Genomic DNA, 16738 nt, shown 5'->3' with positions numbered 1-16738 from the left:
AGGCTGCAATCGATTTTGTGCACCGCGTCAATCACGGTCTGGTGAGGATCGGCGGCAGGCCGAAGAACCGGCCAGCCGGGTCGGCGATCCGAAATGCCGAAAACAGTGCCCGCGACCAAATATGGAGAATTTCCCAATGATTTCCGTGGGCCATATCTTTCAGCGATTGAAATCCCCCTTGTTTCTGCCATGTTCGCGCCCAAAGCAGGCATCGGGTAGTGTTCTCCGGCGCGCGAATCTCCATCGCGCGGATGCTCCAGTTGAAAGCGGCAAAGGAATTCCATGGCGAAGCCAGCAGTGATTGTCGTCGGCGCGGACAAGGGTGGGGTCGGCAAGACCACGGTTTCGCGGACGGTTCTGGACTATTTCAGCGCCAACAACGTCCCGACGCGCGCTTTCGACACCGAAGCGCCGCGCGGCACGCTGAAGCGGTTCCATTCGGACATCACCGAAATCGTCGACATGACGACCACGTCCGACCAGATGAAGATCTTCGATACGCTCAACAGCGCATCCCCCTCAGTGACCGTGATCGACGTCCGCGCAGGCCTGCTGTCGCGGGCGCTGGCCGATCTGCGTGACATCGGCTTCCTCGATGCCGCCAAGTCCGGCCAGATTACCTTTGCCGTTTTCCATATACTCGGCCCGTCGATCGCCTCCCTGGACGAGATCGCCGAGACCGCCGGCTTCATGGACGGTGCGAAGTATTTCCTGGTGAAGAACTTCATTAACAACACCAGCTTCTTCGAATGGGACCAGGCGACCTACAACTCCTATTTCCACCGCATCAAGGGCGCCACCGAGATCACCATCCCGAAGCTGAACGAAATGGCCTATGAGCAGGTCGAAGTCTCCAGCGTGCCGTTCCTGAAATTCGTCGCCAACAAGGGACCTCATGACGAGACCGCGAACTATTCGTTCGTGCTGCGCGGCTATGTCCGGCACTGGCTGGCCAATGTCTGGAGCGAATTCGACCGCATCAAGCTGACCGACATCGTCCACGACAAGCCCGGCGCCCGCAGCCCCGGCGAGAAGTAAGTCCATTTAACGATTGGAGCGGCGTCGGATTCGCCTGATATTGCGCCGATGCGACGCACGCCCGTTTATATCATCTGCTCGACGCGACCGATGGTCGGCAAGACCCTCGTCGCGCGCCTGTTATGCGAATTCCTGAAGCTGCAGCGCGGCGATGTCACCGCTTTCGATGTCAGCCTGAAAGAACCGTCGCTGCTGGATTTCCTGCCGAAGCTGACCGAGACCGCCAATATCGGCGACACATTTGGCAAGATGTCGCTGATGGACCGGCTCATCATCAATGACGACGTCGCCAAGGTGATCGACCTCGGCTATTTCGCCTTCGACGAATTCTTCAAAATGACCGGCGAGATCGGTTTCGCCAAGGAAGCCGCACGCCGCGGTGTGGCGCCCATCGTGTTCTTCATGGGCGACAGCGACCGCGCCTCATTGCGCGGCTACGAGATGCTGCAGCAGCAGTTCACCCGCAATTCGCTCTATGTGATCGACAACGAACACGTGCTGCGCGGCGAAATCCCGGTGGCACTGGCGCAGGGCCGCATGCTGCGCATCGCGGCGCTGCCGGTGTTCCTCAAGACCTATATCGACCGGCTGAATTTCTCCTTCACCGGCTATTTGCGCTCGGAGCAGGATTCATCGACCGAGCTGCATCAGTGGATCAGGAAGAATTATTTCAGCTTTCGGGAAATCGAGCTGGGACTTTTGCTGCAGGGGTCGTGACGGGCAATCAATGCCCGTCGAAGGTCATCAGCGTGCGCACCGGCACATTCATCGCCCGCAGTTTCGCGGCGCCGCCGAGATCCGGCAGGTCGATGATGAAGCAGGCTGCCATTACCTCGGCACCGATCTGGCGCATCAGTTTGACCGCACCTTCAGCCGTACCGCCGGTGGCGATGAGGTCATCCACCAGGATCACGCGCTCGCCGGGCTTGATGGCGTCGGCATGCACTTCCATCTCGTCGATACCGTATTCAAGGGAGTAAGCGATGCGCACGGTCGTGTGCGGCAGCTTGCCCTTCTTGCGGATCGGTACGAAACCGGCCGACAACTGATGCGCCACCGCGCCGCCGATGATGAAGCCGCGCGCTTCCATGCCGGCGACTTTGTCGATCTTCAGCCCCGCCCAGGGCTGCACCAGCTCATCCACCGCGCGGCGGAACGAGCGCGCATCACCCAGCAGTGTGGTGATGTCGCGAAACAGGATACCCGGCTTCGGATAATCCACAATGGTGCGGACGGAGGCTTTGAGATCGTGCGCGAGTTCGGGTGTCATCAGGGTCTTTCGGTTCTTCAGATGGACATCAGTTGGGGCGTTGCCCCAACCGAAATGCGTTTTCGACGATACGTAAGCCGACCTCGCCGCCAAGCGACATCAGCGATTCCGGATGAAATTGCACGCCGCCGACCGGCAGCGTCTTGTGTTCGATGGCCATGGCGACACCGTCCTCGGTCGAGGCCGTCACGGTGAGCACATCGGGCATGCTGTCCTGCTCGACAAACAGCGAGTGATAGCGGCCGATGACGATCTCATTGGGCAAACCGTTCATCAACTTTCCGCCCCGCACCTGCACGCGCGACGGCCGTCCATGCGCCGGCTGCGCGAGCTGGCCCAGCACGCCGCCGAAATATTCACCGATCGCCTGCACGCCAAGACAGACACCGAATACCGGCAGCTTCTTTTCGAGCGCGGTATCCAGCGTTTTGCCAATGCTGAAATCCGCTGGACGGCCGGGGCCGGGCGACAGCACCAGCAGATCGAAACTCTCGCGGTTCAGGACGGTCTGTGCATGGATATGACGAACCACGCTGACGGTGGCGCCGACCTGACGGAAGTAATCCGCCAGCATGTGCACGAAACTGTCATCATGATCGATCAACAAGACCTTCTTGCCCGAACCGGTAGCATCCGGCGCAAAGGCCGACAGCCGCTTCGGCGGATCGCCGCGCAGCGCCTGGAACAGGGCCGCGGCCTTGGTCTGGCATTCCTTCTCTTCGGCGACGGGATCTGAATCGAACAGCAGCGTCGCGCCGACGCGCACTTCGGCGAGGCCATCCTTCATGCGGATGGTACGGATGGTAATGCCGGTATTGATGCCGCCATCGAATGACACGGCACCAATCGCGCCGGCATACCAACGCCGCGACGAGCGCTCGTTATCCTCGACGAACTGCATCGCCCACAGTTTCGGCGCACCGGTCACCGTCACCGCCCAGGCATGGGTCAGGAACGCATCGAGCGCGTCAAAGCCCGGCCGCAGCATGCCTTCCACATGATCGACAGTATGGAACAGTTTTGAGTAGGTCTCGATCTGCCGACGCGCCAGCACCTTGATCGTGCCGGGCACGCAGACGCGCGCCTTGTCGTTACGATCGACGTCGGTGCACATGTTGAGTTCGAACTCGTCTTTCTCCGAATTCAGCAACTGCCGTATCTGTTCAGCATCGCCGATGGCATCGACGCCACGCGCAATGGTGCCGGAGATCGGACAGGTCTCGACGCGGCGACCGTCGGAGCGCACGAACATCTCGGGCGAGGCAGCGACGAGAAATTCGCCGTCGCCGAGATTCATCAGCGCGCCATAGGGCGACGGATTGATCACGCAGAGCCGCTGGAACACTTCCGCCGGCGAACGCTCGCAGGGCTCGGCGAACAACTGACCGGGCACCGCCTCGAACAGGTCACCGCGCGCAAAGGCGGCACGGGCGTTCTCGACAGTCTTCTGATATTCGCCTGGCGCATGATCGGCAAAGCCCTGGCGCGGTGCCTTGTTGTAGCCGCTGTCGGGCGTATCGCGTGGCAGGCCCTCGGTGGAGCGATCCTTCCAGGTGAAGTCATAGGACATCACCACGCCGCGGCCGGTAGCGCGGTCATAGGCCAGCAGCGTGTCGGGCAGATACAGCACGATGTCGCGCTGGTCGGCCTCGCGCGCGCGCTTCTGCTTCAGGTCCTCCATCTGGAACACGAGGTCATAGGCGAAGGCGCCATAGAGCCCGAGCATGGAATCGTCCGAGGAGAACAATTGCGCGACCATGTCGCGCACCAGCGACATCACGCTGGCGCGGCGGGTGCGCTGGTCTTCCTCGACCGGCGCCTCGCCGCGGATGATGTGGCCCTTGAGCTTCGACATCGTCCGCCCGTCGAGCGCGATACAGGGATCCTGCAGCGTGTCGGCAAGGAAGGCGATCAACACCTGCCCACGCTTGTTCAGCGCCGTCAGCGTGAAATCCGTCCCGGTGGTTTCCAGCAGCAGCGGCGGATCGGCGAAACCGAGATCGAAGCTCTCATAGCGGCCAGGCACCGTGGTGCCCGACGACAGCACCACGCCGCGGCGCTGGTCGAGCCGGACGATCAGATCGTCCAGCGCGGTGCCGCCGGTGAAATAATCGACATGGCGCGCCACGGAGAGACCCGCGTGGGTCTTGTAGGCGCTGTCAGCGGGGAGCGAAAACACAGTCCTGTTCATGGTGTCCTCTTAGGAAACATGCCGGAGGGGGCGCCACACAGAACAAACAAGCAAAGGCCGTCGCACTGCGATGGCGGCCTTCGACGATTGAAAATAAGCAAATCGCACCGACCACCTCTTCAGGAGGTGCGCCACCAACGACGGCTGTTGCGGACAGGGGTGCTCATGGCCGGCAAATCACCATGGCCGGCCCGGAAGGTCAAGGGACTAAACGGCCCCCGGACGCTCCCGGACGAATACCGTCAGTTTGAGCGCCCCGACGCCGTCCTCGATCGGGGTCCAGCCGATGCTCTCGTACCAGGCCCGACGGGGCGGGGCAGCGCAGAGATAGACCCGGGCATGCCCCCGGGAGAAGGTCTCCAGGCAGGCCCGCTCGATCAGCGCCGGGGCGATGCCCTGTTTGCGGGCATCGGGCTCGGTCCAGACTGCCGCCACCCAGGGCGTATATTGCGGGCGCTCGTCGAGATCGGACACCAGCAGCGACGCCGTTCCGAGAAAGTCTGGCCCACGATGCGCCACCAGCGCGATCGGCAGGTCGGTCCCCTGCATGTTCTCGCGCAGCCGCTCGACGATATAGGCCTCGGGCACGCCATGACGCTTCCACCACGCCTGCCAGATCCGATCGGCGACGATGTCGAAGAAGTCGGCCTGCTGGCGCAAATCGGAAATGGTGTAGTCGGATGTCATTGGCCTCGACCTACAGGGTCGGGCCTGTCGCATCAAGCTGCCACGCGGCTATGCGTCACGATGTGTGAGATTCACCGGTGAGCCGCTTCAGCATGGGAAAGGATGACGTCGTGCCGAATTTTCCCTGTGGCACTCCGCAGTCTTCATAGACGGCAGATAGATACAGGCGATGGGCTGTCTCGGTGCTGATCAGATGGCAGACATCGTTGCCGTGGTCCCGTGCGGTCGCCTCAAGCTGTGCCAGCATCGCCTTGCTGACGCCCCGGAACCGGGCATCCGGCGAGACGTAGTTGCACGTAATCTCGCCATCGTGTCTGACGATGCCGACGGCGAGCACTGTTTCTTCCTCGACCGCGACGAGAACGAAATTGTCCGGATGGGCAATCCAGCCCCCGACCACCGCCGGCGTCTTGTTGTCGAGCCACCTCTGCAGGATCGCCGGATCGTCATGATGATCGGCGCCGCATAGCTCGGCGATGGAACGGCGCAAGACATCGCATATCTCGGCCGCTTCATCGGGTCGCGCTCTGCGGATCAGCATCCGATCATAGGACCTCAGCCCAGGTGCTTCTTGAAGAACGCCGTCGCGCGGCCCCAGGCCAGTTCGGCGGCTTCACGGTCATGCACCGAGACGCGCTGCTCGTTGACGAAAGCGTGGTCGGCATCATAGCGGAAGAATTCGGCGGACTTGCCGGCGGCCTTGAGGCCCTTCTCGAAATTGTCGACGACTTCCGGCGTGCACCAGTCGTCGCGATTGGCGAAGTGGCCCTGCAGCGGCACCTGCACATCGGCGGGCTTGGCGGCCTGCTCCGGCGGAATGCCATAGAACGCCACGGCGGCCTTGAGTTCGGGAATCTTGCACGAACCGATGATGGTCACGGCGCCGCCAAGGCAGAAGCCGGTAAGGCCGACCTTGGCGCCGTTGCGCGACAGGTACTGCGCCGCGCCGCGCACGGTCTGCGTGGTGGCGTCCATGAAATCGAGCGAGTTCATCTCTTTGCCGGCCGCATCCGTGTCGTGATAGGGCACGACCACGCCGTTATAGAGATCAGGCGCCAGCGCATCGAAGCCGGCCAGCGCGAGACGATCGGCCAGGCCCTTGATCTGCTCCTGCAGGCCCCACCATTCCTGGATGACGACGACGCCGGGCGCATTGCCGGCCTGGGCATTGGCGAGATAGCCCTTGGCTTCCTTGCCGTCCGGCCGCTTGAAGCTGATCGATGTTCCCATGATGTCCTCCGCTGGAATGGTTCGGGGCAACTTATAGACCCCTCACGTGTCAACTCAACCGGGCCAGCGCGCGCTGCAGGTCTCGCTTGTAGGTCAGAAAATCGACAAACAGTCCGTGTTCGCCGCCGTCCCGCCGTGACGGTTGCGCGAACCATTGCGTGATCTCCTGCCGCAGCGCTGCTGCCGCATCCGGCCGCGCGGCCTTGGCCGCGAGATAGGCCGCAATCACGCGGGCCTGCAATGCACGCCCTTCCCAGCCCACGCCCGCGCCTTCCAGCAGCCCGGCCACATACAGGCCGTTATCCTCCGACGGAAACATGTTCATGAACAGCCTGGGCGCACCGATCGCGTCCTGCCAATCGAGTGCACGGAGATCGCCGAGAAACGGAAACGTGATCCGATAGCCGGTCGCGAGCAGCACCAGATCGACCTCGTCGCAGCGGCCATCGGCAAACACGACCGACTTGCCGTTGAATTCGCGGACCGGCTTGCGCAAGCTGACATCGCCCTGGCCGAGATGCTGCAGCACCAGCGAATTGACGATCGGTGTGCGGTCATAAAGCCGATGCTGCGGCTTGGGCAGACCGAAACGCTCCGGCGCGCCGACGATGAAGCGCAGGATCGGCTCGTGCAGCTTTGAGCGCAGGTTCTTCGGAATGATGAAGCGCTTCGGCTTGTGATTGCCTTCGTCGGCCGGTTTTCCGGCGAGAAACTTCGGCACGAAATGATTGCCGCCGCGCACGCTCCACAACACTTTATCCGCGCGATGGACCGCATCGACGACAATGTCGCAGCCGGTATTGCCCATGCCCACCACGAGCACGCGCTGGCCGGCGAAGATGTCCGCGGTTTTGTAATCCTTGGCGTGCATCAGTGGGCCATCAAAGGTGCCTGACGTTTTGGGGATCAGGGGATCGCTGAGATGGCCATTGGCGATGATGACGCCGGCATAGTCTGCCGACGTGCCGTCGCTGAGAGCAGCGTGCCATCCACTTTCCTGCCGCGTCAGGCTGCGCAGGCCGGTGTTGAAGCGGATCAGCGGGTAGAGATCGAAATGCCGGGCATAGCTCTGCAGATAATCCAGCACCCGGCGATGGCCCGGATAGGCGGGCCAGTCCTCCGGCATCGGGAAATCCGCAAAGGCCGTGGTGCGCTTCGACGAGATCAGATGCGTCGAGGCATAGACCGCACTCGGCGCCGCGCCATACAGCCACTGCCCGCCGACATCGGCGTTCTGCTCGACGGCTTCCACAGCATGGCCAGCGGCCTTCAGGCTCTGGATTGCGGCAAGACCTGCGGGACCGGCGCCGATGACAAGGAAGGTCATGACATCGGCTCCGGGCGCTCGTCGCGATAGCGTTCGAACACGGCCCGCGCATCAAGCTTGGGCGAATATCCGAATTCGGATTTGAGCCGGGTGTTGTCGAGCACCGGACGATACTGGATGAATTTGACATTCTGCGGCGTCAGTTTGGTCAGCCCGAGCGCATGGACCAACCATAGCGCGCCCTTCATCATCGCGGGCGGAATCGGAACGAACGGCTTGCCGTTCAACCGAGCAATCTCGCGCAGGCTTAGTGTACCATCGCCGGCGAGATTATAGATGCCGCTCTTGCCGGTGCGCACGGCCAGCGCCAACGCCGCGACGACATCGGAATCGGCGATCAGCGAGAACGGCGTTGCGGTGCCACTGAGGCCGGTGACAACAGGGCGCTCGAACAATGCAGTGATCTGGTTGTTCGTGGTCGGCCCCAGCACGGTGCAGGGGCGAAACACGGTCTGCCGCAATTGCGGATGATCGCTACGCCAGTGCGTCAGCATCTCCTCGGCCTCACGCTTGTTGCGTGCATAAGGGAAATCCTCGTTACCGCGCAGCGGATCGGTCTCGCGCAACGGGACGGGATTGTCGGCGTGATAGCCATAGGCCGCGCCGCTCGAAGTCACGATCAGGTGGTCCACACCTGCCGCGAGACAGGCTTCCAGCACATTGCGCGTGCCCAGCACGTCGATCTCATAGTCACGCCGGTCGTCGCCTCCGACGGCAACGACCGAAGCGAGATGCACAACGGTGCGCGGCTTCACGCGGGCGATGATCTCTTTCAGGGCGGGATCACGGATGTCGCCATGCTCATAGGCAACGCCGTCGAGACGCTGTTGCGGCGGCACCTCGCGCAGATCGAGCGCCGTCACCGGCCCGTCGCCGCCGGCCGCGAGTGCGCGCAGCAAAGCACTGCCGATGAAGCCTGCCGCGCCGGTGATCAGCACGCCGCTATTCGCCATCGCGTCGCTCATGCCGCACCTTCAATGCGTGCCGGATGCGGATCGCGCCGTTTCCACCAGGCCGCCAGCGCCCAGCCGGAGACGAGGTGCCAGACTCCCCAGCCAGCGGCGACCAGCGCTGCGCCGCCAAGGCCGTCGAATTGCGTGAGGATCAGCGCCAATCCCAATCCGGAATTATGCATGCTGACTTCAATGGTGAGCGCGCGGGTGTCGTAGTCGCTGAGCCCAAGGATCTTCGCTACGCCCCAGCCGAGTGCGACGGCGATCGCGTTATGCAGCACGACGAAGGGCAGCACCGAGGTCGAGAACACCGAGATGTAGCGCCAGTTGGTGACGGTTGCGGCCAAAATAAATCCGATCAGGAACACGAAAGACAGTATCTGCAGCGGCCGGCGCAGACGGTCGGCCACCCCCGGCAGATGACGCATCGTGAGCAGACCGGCAACCATCGGCACGCCGAGCAGCAGCACGGTCGACCCGATAAACGAGACGGGATCGACGCTCACCTGGCGCAGCAGTGCGGCGGTTTGCGGATTGAGCCCGGCCCAGAGCAGGATGTTCAGCGGCGTCGTGACGGACGCAAGCAGGCTGGAGATGCCGGTCATAGACACCGACAGCGCAGTGTTGCCGCGCGCCATATGAGTGATGAGGTTGGAGATGTTGCCACCAGGACAGGCCGCCACCACCATCATGCCAAGCGCGATAGAAGGCTGCGGCTTCAACACCATGGTGATCGCCCATGTGACCGCCGGCAGCAGGATCAGTTGCGCGGCGAGCCCCGCGAGCGGCGCCGCCGGACGTCGGAACACATCGACAAAATCGGCGATGCGAAGATCGAGCGCGACGCCATACATGATCAGCGCCAGCACGATGCCGAGCGCCATCTGGCCACCCGGACTGATGTTCAACAGAATATCGTCGATCGCCGCGCCCGCCATCCATCCCCCCGATGAGCGTGGATATCCGTGACGCTCACCGAGCCCGCGTCTCCCGCCTTTGCGCGAAGCTTAGTCAACGGCTCCCCGAGAATCCATGGTCCGGGTGCGCACAGGCTGAAAACGAAAAAGGGCCCCATCGGGGGCCCTTTTGAAAGAATGTTTGCGACGCTCAGTGAGCGTTCGCCCAGACCTTCTTCTTCGTGAAATACATCAGGAACGCGAAGATGATCAGAAACACCATCACCTGCAAGCCGATACGCTTGCGGGCCTCGAGATGCGGCTCCGCGGTCCACATCAGGAAGGTCGAAACGTCCTTGGCGTAGTTCTCGACCTTCTGCGGGGTGCCGTCATCATAGGTCACCTGATCGTCGGAGATCGGCTTCGGCATCTTGATGGCATGGCCGGGGAAGTACTTGTTGTAATACGCGCCCGGCGGCAGCGCGAAATCCTTCGGCGCCGGATCGACATAGCCCTGCAGCAGGGCGTCGATATAGTTCGGGCCCTTCTCCTGGAACTGGGTGAAGAAGTCGAACACGAATTGCGGGAAGCCGCGGTCGTAGTTGCGAGCCTTGGCCATCAGCGACAGGTCCGGCGGATACGCGCCGCCATTGGCCGCGCGCGCCGCGTTCTCGTTCGGGAACGGCTTGGGGAATGGATCCGCGAGACGACCAGGACGCTCGAACATGTCGCCGGCGTCGTTCGGACCGTCCTGCACCTTGATCTCGGATGCCACTGCCAGCGCCTGAGCCGCAGAGAAGCCCGGGCCGCCCACGTCCGCGAGGTTGCGGAAGTGGATCAGGCTCATCGAGTGACAGGTCGAACAGACTTCCTTGTAGACCTTGTAGCCGCGCTGCAGGGCACCGCGGTCAAACTTGCCGAACGGGCCGGCAAACGACCAGCTCAGAGACGGCGGCGTCGGGCCGCCATGCTCGTCGGCAGCCTTGGCGCTCTGCGTACCGCCGGCCATCAGGCCACCGGCGAGGACCAGTGCGACGATCGCGGAGGCTGCCTTCTTGCCGTATTTGGCCAGCACATCGTCAGCGATCGAGTTCGGCACTGCGCGCGGCGTTTCGATACGGCTGAGGATCGGCAGCACGATCAGGAAGTAGGCAAAGTAGCAGAAGGTCAGGACACGGCCGGCGATGATGTAGATGCCTTCCGCCGGCTTGCCGCCGAGCCAGCCGAGCAGGACCGCCACCACGACGAACATCCAGAAGAACTGCTTGGCCAGCGGACGATACTTCGACGACTTGGTCTTGGCGGTATCGAGCCACGGCAGGAAGGCCAGCACGATGATCGCCGAGAACATCGCGATGACGCCGCCGAGCTTGCTCGGGATCGAACGCAGGATGGCGTAGAACGGCAGGTAGTACCATTCCGGCACGATGTGCGCGGGCGTCACACCCGGATTGGCCGGGATGTAGTTATCGGGATCGCCGAGATAGTTCGGGATGTAGAACACGAACCAGGCGTAGAAGATCATGAAGCAGACCATGCCGAAACCATCCTTGATGGTCGCGTAGGGCGTGAACGGCACGGTATCCTTCTCGGTCTTCGGCTCGACGCCGGCCGGATTGTTCTGACCGGCGACATGCAGCGCCCAGACGTGCAGCACGACGACGCCGGCGATCACGAAGGGCAGCAGGTAATGCAGCGAGAAGAAGCGGTTCAGCGTCGGATTGCCGACCGAATAGCCGCCCCACAGCAGGGTCACGATGCTCTCGCCCACATAGGGAATCGCCGAGAACAGGTTGGTGATGACGGTGGCGCCCCAGAAGCTCATCTGGCCCCACGGCAGCACGTAGCCCATAAAACCAGTCGCCATCATCAGAAGGTAGATGATCACGCCGAGGATCCAGAGGATTTCGCGAGGTGCCTTGTACGAGCCGTAATACAGGCCACGCAGCATGTGGATGTAGACGGCGATGAAGAACATCGATGCGCCGTTGGAGTGCAAATAACGCAACAGCCAGCCGTAATTCACATCGCGGACAATGCTCTCGACCGAATTGAAGGCCATGTCCACATGCGGCGTGTAATGCATCGCCAGGATCACACCGGTGACGATCTGTACGCCGAGCATGAAGGAGAGGATGCCGCCGAACGTCCACCAGTAGTTCAGGTTACGCGGTGTCGGATAGGCAACGAAGGAGGAATGGACGAGGCCGATAATTGGCAGACGCTTTTCAATCCACTGCAAAGCGGGATTGGTCGGCTGGTAGGTCGATGGTCCGCTCATGATGCGATCCTGAGAAGAGAAAAACACTATCGGCGCGAGATCGGATGGGATCCGACAGCTCAGCCGATCTTGATCTTGGTGTCAGAGACGAAGGCGTAAGGCGGGATCGGCAGGTTGAGCGGCGCCGGACCCTGACGGATGCGGCCCGAAGTGTCGTAGACCGAACCGTGGCAGGGGCAGAAAAAGCCGTCGTAAGCGCCTTCGTGAGCAATCGGGATGCAGCCCAGATGGGTGCAGATGCCGATGACGACCAACCACTGGTCGTGGCCTTCCTTGACGCGGGCCTGATCGGTCTGCGGATCGGGCAGGCTCGACACCGGAACGGCGCGCGCCTCTTCGACCTGCTTCTTGGTCCGGTTCATGATGTAGATCGGCTTGCCGCGCCAGAACACCTTGATGTCCTGCCCCTCGGCGATGGGGGCCAGATCGACCTCGATCGGCGCACCCGCCGCGATGGTCGAAGCATCTGGATTCATTTGAGAAATCAGCGGCCAGACGGCGGCTGCGGCGCCCACTGCAGCCACTGCCCCAGTGGCCACGAACAAGAAATCACGGCGCGTGTGTTCCGCCGAAGACGTTGTCGTCACGATCCCAACCCTTTCTTATCTGCAGCCGGCTTAGACACTCCCGGTCACGTCTTTGCGTTGACCTGAAGCAAAAAACCGACGCCCGCGATTCTCCCCACGGCGGCAGAGGCCTACTAGTCCTTGCCTAACAGCCAGAACACGCAGTCCAGAATCGTTCTATTGGCACCCTTGGTGCGGCAGTGCAAGCCTACGATCGGCGAAGCAAGATGCGATGCACCACAGAATCAACGCCTTTCCGCGCGGCGGATAATTCGGCACGTCGCGACTATCGGAAACGGCCGTCAGGCTTTTGGCGGGACAAGGGATCGCGATTCGCAGTCGATCGCGCTCCGCCGATTTTCCGGACACCTCTCGCGCACTACGATTCGCGCGACCGCCAGGCAAAAACGGCAACAATTCATGATCGTGAATAATTCTGCGTCGTTTCAGCAACAAATCGCGCTCAAGTAGCGCGTTTGAAGACGTTCTAAATCCCTAATTCTGTTCTCATTCTTCGCCTGCGCTAAAGCGAAAGCATCCAAATTTTACCGGTAGAGCCGGCCTAACTGGGGCATCGCAGCGTCATGACAACATTCCACTCCATCGAATCGGCAACTCGGCTGCACATGCTGCGGGCTCTATGTCTTTGCGCCGTCAGCGGTCTCGCTTTGTCGATTCCGACAGGTACTGCCGACGCTCAGTCTGCCCTGCCGCCAGTGACGGTGGATGCGCCGCAGCAGCGTACGCGTCCGGCGACGGCCAGGCCGACCCAGCGCGCATCGACCAGCCGCGCCGCCCGCACCAATCGCACAGCCCGTGCGCCGCAGGCGGCACCGGTGGCACCAGCCAATCCCAACGCCGGTGAGCGCGCCGGCGGCCCCGTGATCGGCTTCGTCGCCAATCGCAGCGGCTCCGCCACCAAGACCGACACCCCGATCATGGAAACTCCGCAATCGATCTCGGTGATCACCTCCGACCAGATCAAGACCCAGGACGCACAGACCCTCACTCAGGCGCTGCGCTACACCGCGGGCGCCAATGGCGACGTCAATGGCGGTTCCGATACCCGCAATGGCGGCATTCAGATCCGCGGCTTCGACATGACGCAGCAGGGGCTGTACCTTGATGGCCTGCGGCTGCCCAGCACGCCCTATATCCATTTCGACAGCCTCGATCCCTTCGGCGCGTCTCGTCTCGAAGTGCTGAAAGGGCCGTCCTCGGTGATGTATGGTGGCAGCGGGCCGGGCGGCATTCTCAACTATGTCAGCAAGCTTCCGACCGCCCGGCAGTTCGGCGAAATCTCGGTGTCAGGCGGCAGTTTCGACCGCTATCAGGGCGAGTTCGATTTTGGCGGTCCCGCCAACAAGGAAGGCACGGTGCTCTATCGCCTGACCGGCCTGGTCCGTGACGGCGGCACGCAGGTCGATGACGCCAGGGACAGCCGCGTCTTCATCGCGCCGGCCGTCACCTTCAAGCCGAACGAAGACACCACACTCACAGTACTGGCGAATTATCAGAAGGAGAAGAACGGCTGGGGTCTGCAGTTCCTGCCGGCATCCGGCACGATCTATCCGAATGCGGGCCGTATCATCCCTATCAACCGCAACACCGGCGAACCCGGCTTCAACAGATACGACAATGAGATCGCTTCGGTTGGCTACCTGTTCGCGCATAACATCAACGACAACCTGACCTTCCGGCAGAACCTGCGCTACTCGTGGATGCACAACGAATCCGACAGCATCAATGCCGGCGGTTACCTCGACGAAGCCGCCGGGCTGCTCTACCGCTACGGCGGATCATCGGCCTCGACGATCAACTCCATCGCCGTCGACAACCAGCTGGAGGGCCACTTCACCACCGGCATCCTGAGCCACACCACGCTGTTCGGCATCGACTATCGAAACACGACATCGACCGACGTCAACACGAGCTACAGCGCCGATCCCCTCAACGTCTTCAACCCCGTCTACACCAACAGCTGGACCAAGGGAGCGCTCTACGAAGACTATCGCGTGAAGCAATCGCAGGTCGGCATCTATGCGCAGGACCAGATCAAGCTCGGCAGGCTCTCGGTCCAGCTCGGTGGCCGGCAGGATTTTGCCAAGACGACCTACGACAACTACATGGACGGTTCATCGACCTCCACCGATGCGTCGGCCTTCACCGGTCGTGCGGGGGTGATGTATAATTTCGACAGCGGCGTGGCGCCCTATTACAGCTACTCGGAGTCGTTCCTGCCGGTGCTGAACATCGCCAATGGCAGCCTGCTGGCGCCGGAAACAGCGCATCAGCATGAGGTTGGCATCAAGTATCAGCCGGTCGGCGTCAATGCGATGATCACGCTCGCCGCCTTCGACCTGACCCGGCAAAATGTCGTTCGCTTCCTGCCTGTTGCGCCATTCACGGCGATTCAAACCGGCGAAGTCAATTCTCGCGGCATCGAAGTGGAAGCCACCGCCACCCTCGCCGCCGGATTCAATGTCCGCGCCGCCTATTCCTACATCGACATCGAAGTCACCAAGGATCCGGTGAATGTTGGCAAGGCTCTGACCACCGTGCCGATGAATCGCTTGGGCATCTGGAGCGACTACACGATGCAAGGCGGCCTGTTCGAGGGCGTCCAGGTTGGCGGCGGCATTCGCTACATCGGCGATAGCTGGGCCGACGATGCCAACACAAGCAAGGTGCCGGGAGCCACCGTGGTCGACGCGCTACTGGCCTATAATCAGAAGAACTACCGGCTCGCGCTCAACGTCACCAACATTGCGGACACCCGCTATGTTTCATCCTGCTACAGCCCCGTTTATGGTTGCTTCTACGGTGACTCGCGCAAAGTCGTCGCCAAGCTGACCTATCGCTGGTGAACATTAGAATCACCCTAAAACGCGACAATACGCCACCGCCGGTCTCTCGACCGGCAGTGGCGACACTTGGTAGTAAACGCGACCACAACAACACGGGCGGAACGCCATGAGATCAATCTTCGGGCGCCTGCATCGCTGGGCTGGACTCCTCACCGCCGCCTTCCTGTTCTTCTCGGGCGTCACCGGCGCGGTTATCTCGTGGGATCACGAGCTTGACGATCTCCTCAACAGCAAGCTGAAGGACGTCACCACCGCGGGGCCCGCTAAACCATCGATCGAACTCGCGGGCCTGATCGAGCAGCGCGATCCGCGCGCGCGCGTGATCCACATGTACATGACGCCGGAAAAGAATGAGTCGCTCTCGTTCTTTGTTCTGCCGCGGATCGATCCCACGACAAGCAAGCGTTACACACTCGATTACAATCAGATCTTCCTCGATCCCAACACCGGCGAGGAACTCGGCCGCCGCTATTGGGGCGCCGTCTGGCCCGTGACCCGCGAGAACTTCGTCTCGTTCCTCTACAAGCTGCATTACACAATGCACATCCCGGAATTCTGGGGCAGCGACCGCTGGGGCATGCGCATCCTCGGCGTCATCGCCATCATCTGGACCATCGATTGCTTCATCGGATTCTATCTGACACTGCCATCGCGCAAACGCGTCAAGGCGGGAGCCGCTCCCGCCGTCGCGCGCGAACTCGGCAAGGGGTTCTGGGCGCGCTGGAAGCCGGCCTGGATGATCAAGACCTCGGGCAGCGCCTACCGGATCAATTTCGACATCCACCGCGCCTTCAGCCTGTGGACCTGGGCCCTGCTGTTCATCATCGCGTTCACGGCGTTCTCGCTGAACCTGTATTTCGAAGTCTTTTCGCCGCTGATGAAGAAGTTCTCGGACTACACGCCGACGCCTTACGAGCAGCGTGAGTATCGTCACCTCGATAATCCGATCGAGCCCAAGATGACCTGGGCCCAGATTCTCGAGCGCGCCACCGCCGACGGCAAGGCGCGCGGCTGGACCACACCGATCGGCTCGCTGTTCTATGGCCCGGCACACGGCGTGTATCAGGTGTTCTTCTTCGAACCTGGCGACGATCACGGCGCCGCAGGCGTCGGCCCGCCGTCGCTGTTTTACGACAGCGAGGACGGCCGTCCGCTCGGCGCAAAGCTGCCCTGGGTCGGCACCGCCGCCGACATCTTCGTGCAGATGCAGTTCCCGATGCATTCGGGACGAATCCTGGGTCTGCCCGGCCGCATCCTGATTTCGGCGATGGGTCTGGTGGTGGCGGCGCTCTCAGTGACCGGCGTGGTGATCTGGTGGCGTAAGCGCCGCGCGCGCGTGAAGGTACGCGAGACAACGGAAGCACGTTCGAATACGCGACTCGCGCCGGCGGAATAGAGCCGCCGGCCTTGTCCGACTGCATGTCAGGCGCTA

At 62.0% G+C, this 16738-nt stretch carries 15 protein-coding genes; 4 read left to right on the top strand and 11 right to left on the bottom strand.

Going from position 1 to position 16738, the window contains the following annotated elements; all coding sequences use genetic code 11:
- Nucleotides 1-31 precede the first annotated feature (31 nt).
- Nucleotides 32-244 (bottom strand): hypothetical protein, encoded by a 213-nt coding sequence (locus AB8A50_RS25420; RefSeq protein WP_309947712.1) that lies wholly within the window; start codon nt 242-244, stop codon nt 32-34.
- Nucleotides 245-282: 38 nt separating this feature from the next.
- On the opposite strand from AB8A50_RS25420, the gene AB8A50_RS25415 reads away from it, so the two are divergent.
- Nucleotides 283-1038 carry a hypothetical protein gene (locus AB8A50_RS25415; protein ID WP_089262507.1) on the top strand — a complete coding sequence of 252 codons (756 nt, stop codon included), beginning with the start codon at nt 283-285 and terminating at the stop codon, nt 1036-1038.
- 48 nt (nt 1039-1086) lie between these two features.
- Nucleotides 1087-1755, top strand: a complete 669-nt coding sequence (locus tag AB8A50_RS25410) for a hypothetical protein (RefSeq protein ID WP_439057124.1) — start codon at nt 1087-1089, stop codon at nt 1753-1755.
- Between the two features lie 7 nt (nt 1756-1762).
- Here the strand turns inward: AB8A50_RS25410 and AB8A50_RS25405 are convergent, their stop codons facing one another.
- The 10 genes from AB8A50_RS25405 to petA form a co-directional block, all read right to left on the bottom strand.
- Nucleotides 1763-2308, bottom strand: coding sequence for an adenine phosphoribosyltransferase (locus tag AB8A50_RS25405; protein ID WP_068733118.1), 546 nt, complete (start codon nt 2306-2308; stop codon nt 1763-1765).
- A 28-nt stretch (nt 2309-2336) separates the two neighbouring features.
- Nucleotides 2337-4499, bottom strand: a complete 2163-nt coding sequence (locus tag AB8A50_RS25400) for an anthranilate synthase component I (protein ID WP_439079309.1) — start codon at nt 4497-4499, stop codon at nt 2337-2339.
- Nucleotides 4500-4706: 207 nt separating this feature from the next.
- A complete protein-coding gene (locus AB8A50_RS25395) occupies nt 4707-5186 on the bottom strand; it encodes a GNAT family N-acetyltransferase (RefSeq protein WP_439079308.1) in 480 nt (159 codons plus the stop codon).
- A 55-nt stretch (nt 5187-5241) separates the two neighbouring features.
- Nucleotides 5242-5676, bottom strand: a complete 435-nt coding sequence (locus AB8A50_RS25390; RefSeq protein WP_439079306.1) for a GNAT family N-acetyltransferase — start codon at nt 5674-5676, stop codon at nt 5242-5244.
- Nucleotides 5677-5741: 65 nt separating this feature from the next.
- Nucleotides 5742-6416 carry a dienelactone hydrolase family protein gene (locus AB8A50_RS25385; protein WP_068733116.1) on the bottom strand — a complete coding sequence of 225 codons (675 nt, stop codon included), beginning with the start codon at nt 6414-6416 and terminating at the stop codon, nt 5742-5744.
- A 49-nt stretch (nt 6417-6465) separates the two neighbouring features.
- Nucleotides 6466-7743: a flavin-containing monooxygenase gene (locus AB8A50_RS25380; RefSeq protein ID WP_439062121.1), complete on the bottom strand. Its 1278-nt coding sequence runs from the start codon at nt 7741-7743 to the stop codon at nt 6466-6468.
- Nucleotides 7740-8708, bottom strand: coding sequence for an SDR family oxidoreductase (locus AB8A50_RS25375; RefSeq protein WP_439079305.1), 969 nt, complete (start codon nt 8706-8708; stop codon nt 7740-7742). Before AB8A50_RS25375 ends, AB8A50_RS25380 begins: the two co-directional genes overlap by 4 nt.
- Nucleotides 8705-9634, bottom strand: a complete 930-nt coding sequence (locus tag AB8A50_RS25370) for a bile acid:sodium symporter family protein (RefSeq protein WP_439079304.1) — start codon at nt 9632-9634, stop codon at nt 8705-8707. The genes AB8A50_RS25375 and AB8A50_RS25370 overlap by 4 nt, the downstream gene beginning before the upstream one ends.
- Nucleotides 9635-9803: 169 nt before the next feature.
- Nucleotides 9804-11873 carry a cytochrome c1 gene (locus AB8A50_RS25365; RefSeq protein ID WP_089262525.1) on the bottom strand — a complete coding sequence of 690 codons (2070 nt, stop codon included), beginning with the start codon at nt 11871-11873 and terminating at the stop codon, nt 9804-9806.
- Between the two features lie 59 nt (nt 11874-11932).
- Entirely contained in the window at nt 11933-12460 is a 528-nt protein-coding gene (petA, locus tag AB8A50_RS25360) for a ubiquinol-cytochrome c reductase iron-sulfur subunit (RefSeq protein ID WP_068733107.1), read from the bottom strand.
- Nucleotides 12461-13023: 563 nt separating this feature from the next.
- On the opposite strand from petA, the gene AB8A50_RS25355 reads away from it, so the two are divergent.
- Together AB8A50_RS25355 and fsrB are read left to right on the top strand one after the other, a co-directional pair.
- A complete protein-coding gene (locus AB8A50_RS25355; RefSeq protein ID WP_439079302.1) occupies nt 13024-15306 on the top strand; it encodes a TonB-dependent siderophore receptor in 2283 nt (760 codons plus the stop codon).
- 106 nt (nt 15307-15412) lie between these two features.
- The gene (gene fsrB / locus AB8A50_RS25350; RefSeq protein WP_089262527.1) at nt 15413-16702 is read left to right on the top strand and encodes a siderophore utilization protein FsrB; all 1290 of its coding nucleotides are present in this window, start codon (nt 15413-15415) and stop codon (nt 16700-16702) included.
- Nucleotides 16703-16738 lie beyond the last annotated feature (36 nt).

The organism is Tardiphaga sp. 841_E9_N1_2 (assembly GCF_051811065.1).
Classification (GTDB): Bacteria; Pseudomonadota; Alphaproteobacteria; order Rhizobiales; family Xanthobacteraceae; genus Tardiphaga; species Tardiphaga robiniae.
Note: the sequence above shows the minus strand (reverse complement) of the source record. Positions and strands in the feature narration are given on the sequence as shown.

Coding starts and splice junctions, on each gene's coding strand:
- AB8A50_RS25380 (WP_439062121.1), bottom strand. CDS start 7,743: ATGACCTTCCTTGTCATCGGCGCCGGTCCCGCAGGTCTTGCCGCAATC.
- AB8A50_RS25355 (WP_439079302.1), top strand. CDS start 13,024: ATGACAACATTCCACTCCATCGAATCGGCAACTCGGCTGCACATGCTG.
- AB8A50_RS25405 (WP_068733118.1), bottom strand. CDS start 2,308: ATGACACCCGAACTCGCGCACGATCTCAAAGCCTCCGTCCGCACCATT.
- AB8A50_RS25365 (WP_089262525.1), bottom strand. CDS start 11,873: ATGAGCGGACCATCGACCTACCAGCCGACCAATCCCGCTTTGCAGTGG.
- AB8A50_RS25370 (WP_439079304.1), bottom strand. CDS start 9,634: ATGGCGGGCGCGGCGATCGACGATATTCTGTTGAACATCAGTCCGGGT.
- AB8A50_RS25400 (WP_439079309.1), bottom strand. CDS start 4,499: ATGAACAGGACTGTGTTTTCGCTCCCCGCTGACAGCGCCTACAAGACC.
- AB8A50_RS25415 (WP_089262507.1), top strand. CDS start 283: ATGGCGAAGCCAGCAGTGATTGTCGTCGGCGCGGACAAGGGTGGGGTC.
- AB8A50_RS25395 (WP_439079308.1), bottom strand. CDS start 5,186: ATGACATCCGACTACACCATTTCCGATTTGCGCCAGCAGGCCGACTTC.
- fsrB (WP_089262527.1), top strand. CDS start 15,413: ATGAGATCAATCTTCGGGCGCCTGCATCGCTGGGCTGGACTCCTCACC.
- AB8A50_RS25375 (WP_439079305.1), bottom strand. CDS start 8,708: ATGAGCGACGCGATGGCGAATAGCGGCGTGCTGATCACCGGCGCGGCA.
- AB8A50_RS25385 (WP_068733116.1), bottom strand. CDS start 6,416: ATGGGAACATCGATCAGCTTCAAGCGGCCGGACGGCAAGGAAGCCAAG.
- AB8A50_RS25410 (WP_439057124.1), top strand. CDS start 1,087: ATGCGACGCACGCCCGTTTATATCATCTGCTCGACGCGACCGATGGTC.
- AB8A50_RS25420 (WP_309947712.1), bottom strand. CDS start 244: ATGGAGATTCGCGCGCCGGAGAACACTACCCGATGCCTGCTTTGGGCG.